At 30.2% G+C, this 4,990-nt stretch carries 3 protein-coding genes and 1 tRNA gene; 3 read left to right on the forward strand and 1 reads right to left on the reverse strand.

From position 1 onward, the window contains the following. Window positions 1-35: 35 nt before the first annotated feature. Window positions 36-110: transfer RNA gene (locus J7M77_RS05755), tRNA-Arg, on the reverse strand. Window positions 111-805: 695 nt separating this feature from the next. Here J7M77_RS05755 and J7M77_RS05760 point away from each other — a divergent pair. The 3 genes from J7M77_RS05760 to J7M77_RS05770 all read left to right on the forward strand — a co-directional run. Further along, window positions 806-1,681 carry a diacylglycerol kinase family protein gene (locus tag J7M77_RS05760; RefSeq protein WP_296876882.1) on the forward strand — a complete coding sequence of 292 codons (876 nt, stop codon included), beginning with the start codon at window positions 806-808 and terminating at the stop codon, window positions 1,679-1,681. A gap of 186 nt (window positions 1,682-1,867) precedes the next feature. After that, complete coding sequence (locus tag J7M77_RS05765) at window positions 1,868-4,465, forward strand: cation-translocating P-type ATPase (protein ID WP_296876883.1); 2,598 nt, start codon at window positions 1,868-1,870, stop codon at window positions 4,463-4,465. 78 nt (window positions 4,466-4,543) lie between these two features. Then, the coding region (locus tag J7M77_RS05770) for a Mur ligase family protein (RefSeq protein ID WP_296876884.1) at window positions 4,544-4,990 on the forward strand (447 nt) is incomplete at its 3' end.

The following is a 4,990-nucleotide window of genomic DNA, read 5'->3' on the forward strand; positions in this document are numbered from 1 at the left end:
AAAAAACCGCATGAAACTGCGGTGTTTAACTAATATGGCATCCTCAGTAGGAATCGAACCTACAACTTAACCTCCGGAGGGTTACGTGATATCCATTTCACTATGAGGACATTACTTTGTAAGTATAACACTATTATTGATAAAAATAAATAATAAAATAAAAAAATTAATAATTCCCATAGGTTTTTATAAAGATTAATTGACTAGGAAAGTAAAATAGCCAGGATATTTTAAGAAAACTAGGATTGATTATTGTTAGAAATGACAGGGCAATAACTATGTCACAACATAAAAGTAATAATAGTGTTAAAAATAGTTTTATCTGTTTAAATTTTAAACTGTAAAATAAATTAAAAAGGCTGAAAGAAGCATAGATCAAGGCTAATGAAATTAAAAGATCATAAAAAATACCTAAACTAAATAACCAGGGGATTTTAGTTTGATAGGATAATAAGTGCATATATTTACTTTGTACTAAAATGAAAAAGAAAACCCCAAGATCATAATTAGTTGTGAATAAAAGAAAGAAATCCGCAATTACAATAAATAAACCAATCTTTAAAATAATTTTATTTTGACAATGAATTAAAAGATAGATGAAGTTATTGATTGTAATTAAATATTTAAATAGACTAGAATCAAGATTATTAAAGTCTAGGCAGATAAAAATAATTAATAAAAGATAATTTAAAAAAATCATTGTTTCACCAATGTTATTATTGACGGCAGTAATTTTAATAAACGAAAAGTTGTAAATAATCAGCGAAATTTGTTATGATGTAGATAATAGATTGGAGAAATGAGGATGAAGCAAAAACATATTTTTATTATTAAGCCAAGTGATGATAATGAAAAAATTGAAAAGATAATTGATAAAGTGATGCAAGGCTATGATTATGAACTAAAATATACTAAATATCCTAATCATGCAACTAAGATTGCTTTAAAGTATCGTAACTGTCATCATCGTATTTATGCTGTTGGTGGTGATGGATTGATTCATGAAGTTGTTCAAGGGCTAGTTCATAGTGAAAACGAACTAGTAGTTATTCCTAATGGAACCGGGAATGATTTTATCCGTTCAATTGCTTCGATTAATGATATTGAAAAATTGTTAAGTCAATCATTGAAGTTGAAAGCTGAGTCAATTGATTTGATTAAAGCCAATGAGATTTATTGCATTAATGTTTTTTGTTGTGCTTTTGATAGTGATGTGGCTAATAATGTGCATCAATATCACCAATTTAAAATATTACCAAAATCATTTCAATATATTAATGTTTTGTTCCATCGTTTATTTAAATATCATCTATCACCAGTAAAATTATATGATCGTGGTAAAAAAATATATGATCAAAAATTAATAATTGGTGCTTTTTGTAATGGTCAGTATTTTGGTGGTGGGTTTAAGGTAGGTAAATATGCTGATCTTCAAAATGGACTGATTGATATTAATTTGGTTGCTAAAATGGCAATTAGGCAAATACCTTATTATTTGATCTTGTTTTTGACTGAAAAACTAGAAAATGGTAAACAATATTATCATCGACAGGTAAAGAAAATTGAAGTGGAAACTAAACAAAAAGTAAATATCGATGGAGAAGTTTATCCATCAGGCAGATATCAGTTGGAAATTGTTAAAAGTGCGTTAAAAGTAGTTTTATTTGCAAAAAATGATTGACTTTAATGTAATTAAAAGTTAGAATACTAGCTATAAAAGGGAGTAGCTAACACAATAGTGTTTACGATTTCGTCAATACGATGATTTGAGATCATCCGGAACGTGATTAAATAGCGAGACTTTTATTGCAGTTTTAATTATGCAATAAAAGGGCTCGCTTTTATTGTGTTGTAAAGGAGAAATGAGATGAAAAACTATTATAACGAGAGTCAAACAGAAGTAAGAAAACAGATTAATGGTTCGTTGAAACCTTTAAGTGATGATCAAGTTAAAGCAAATCAAGAAAAATATGGCTTAAATGAGTTAGTTGAAGCCAATAAAAAAAGTCTATTAGCGATTTTTTTAGAACAGTATAAAGACTTTTTAGTAATTATCTTGATCATTGCTGCGATTATTTCAGGGGCATTAGGGGATTTAGAAAGTACGATTGTTATTTTGGTCGTTATTACAATTAATGCTATTTTAGGTACGGTCCAGACAGTTAAGGCTGAACAGTCATTAAACAGTTTAAAAGAATTATCTTCACCAAATGCTAAAGTGTTAAGAAATGGGAAAATTGTTGAAATCCCAAGTAAAGAAGTTACTGTTGGTGATGAAGTTTATCTAGAAGCTGGTGATTATATTCCAGCTGATGGGCGTATTTTAGAAAATGCCAGTATGAAAGTTGATGAAAGTGCCTTGACTGGAGAAAGTGTGGCCGTTGAAAAAACAACTAAGGCGATTGACGGTGAGGTTGCTTTAGGAGATCGTACTAACATGGTTTATTCAGGCAGCTTTGTTACTTATGGACGGGGAAATTTTTTAGTAACTAGTATTGGAATGGAAACAGAAGTTGGTAAGATTGCTCAATTATTGAAGTCAACTTCAGAAAAGAAAACACCATTACAAGTAAATCTTGATAATTTTGGAAAAAAATTATCAATCATTATTATTGTATTTTGTGCTGTATTATTTGGTATTAATATCTTACAAGGCGGTAATGTAGGTGATGCCTTTATGTTTGCAGTTGCTTTAGCAGTTGCAGCAATACCTGAGGCACTTAGCTCAATTGTAACGATCGTTTTATCATTTGGAACGCAAAAAATGGCTCGTGAGGGAGCTATTATTAGAAAATTACAGGCTGTTGAAGGATTAGGCAGTGTTTCAATTATTTGTTCTGATAAAACAGGTACCTTAACCCAAAATAAAATGACAGTTGAAGATTATTATATTGAAGGTAAACGGATTAGAGCTGATCAAATTGATCCAAGCATTCCGTTGCATAAAGATTTAATGCGTTTAAGTATTTTATGTAATGATGCTTCTAATGTTGATGGTCAGGAAATCGGTGATCCAACTGAAACAGCTTTGATCAATTTAAGTAAACAGCTAGGCGTACCGGCTAGCCGAGTTCGAAATGTTTATCCACGATTAAGCGAATTACCTTTTGATAGTGATCGTAAGATGATGTCAACTTTCCATTTATTAAAAGATGGATATACGATGATTACTAAAGGTGCTGTAGATGCATTGCTTGATCGAATCAAATATATCCGTAAAGATAATCAGATTGTTAAAATTAGCGATCAAGATAAAGAAGATATTTTAGCGATGAACATGGAATTTTCTAAAAATGGATTACGTGTTCTGGCAATCACTTATCGTAAATTCAAAGAAGAAAAAACTTTGGAATATGATGATGAAAATAATTTAGTTTTCTTAGGTTTAATTTCCATGATGGATCCTCCTAGAATGGAAAGTAAAGATGCTGTAACTAAAGCTAAACAAGCGGGAATTACACCAATTATGATTACTGGTGATCATAAAATTACGGCTGCAGCAATCGCTAAAAGAATTGGTATTTTAAGCGATATGTCAGAAGCGGTTGAAGGTAGTGCAATTGATAATTTAAGTGATGAAGAATTACAAGATTTTGTTGAAGATAAACGAGTTTATGCTCGAGTTTCTCCGGAACATAAAATTAGAATTGTTCAGGCTTGGCAAGAAAAAGGAAATATCGTAGCGATGACTGGTGATGGTGTCAATGATGCTCCAGCTTTAAAACAGGCAGATATTGGGGTAGCAATGGGAATCACTGGTAGTGAAGTATCTAAAGATGCTGCAGCTATGGTTTTAACTGATGATAACTTTGCAACAATTATCAAGGCAGTTGAAAATGGTCGTAATATTTATAGTCATATTAAAGATTCGATTCAGTTTTTATTATCAGGTAACTTTGGAGCAATTTTAACTGTATTATATGCTTCACTGTTAGCTTTACCAGTACCATTTCAACCAGTTCATTTACTATTTATTAACTTGTTAACTGATAGTTTACCAGCAATTGCTTTAGGTTTAGAGCCTCATACAAGTGCAGTGATGAAAGAAAAACCACGACCAATGAATGAATCAATCTTAACTAGAACTTTCCTTACTAGTATTGGTTTAGAAGGATTAGTTATTTCACTTATGACAATGGCTGGGTTTATGATCGGTTACCAGGAAAATGCTATCTTAGCTAGTACAATGGCTTTTGGAACATTATGTTTATCAAGATTAGTTCATGGTTATAACTGTAAACGTAAAGAACCGGTTTTATTTAAAAAAGGATTCTTTAATAATAAGTTTTTACAAGGAGCTTTCTTGATTGGATTTGTTTTAATTACTTTAGTTTTATTTGTTCCAATATTTGATACAATGTTTAAAGTACAAACACTTACAATTGAACAATTATTAATTGTTTATGGATTAGCACTAGCTAATTTACCAATTATTCAAATCATTAAATGGTTTAGAACACGATAAAAAGTATTCAATTTGAATACTTTTTCTTTTGTCTTGATCATATTTATACTATAATAAGGACAAATGAGGTGGAAAGTTATGGAAGTTGCATTAAAAACAGATTCAAGAAAAGTTAAACCTGGCGATACTTTTATTGCCATTAAAAATGTTGTTCGTGATGGTCATGATTATATTGATCAGGCAATTAAAAATGGAGCAGTAAAAGTAATTGTTGAACATGGTCAATATAGCGTGGAAACAGAAGTAGTCGAAAATACCCGCGAATATTTAAAAGAATATTTATATACTAATTATTATCCTTTAATAAAAGATATTAAATTGATTGGTTTAACGGGAACTAATGGCAAAACAACTACTTGTTTAATGATTTACCAAATTTTAAAAATGTTGCAACAAAAAGTTGCTTATATGGGGACAGTTGGTTTTTATTATGATGAAATCAAAAAACCAATGGTCAATACTACTCCTGATGTAGATCTTTTATATAATATGTTATTAGAAGCTAAAGATCATGGAGTTGAATAT

This window comes from Thomasclavelia sp. (assembly GCF_017889095.1).
In the GTDB taxonomy this organism is placed as follows: Bacteria; Bacillota_I; Bacilli_A; order Erysipelotrichales; family Coprobacillaceae; genus Thomasclavelia.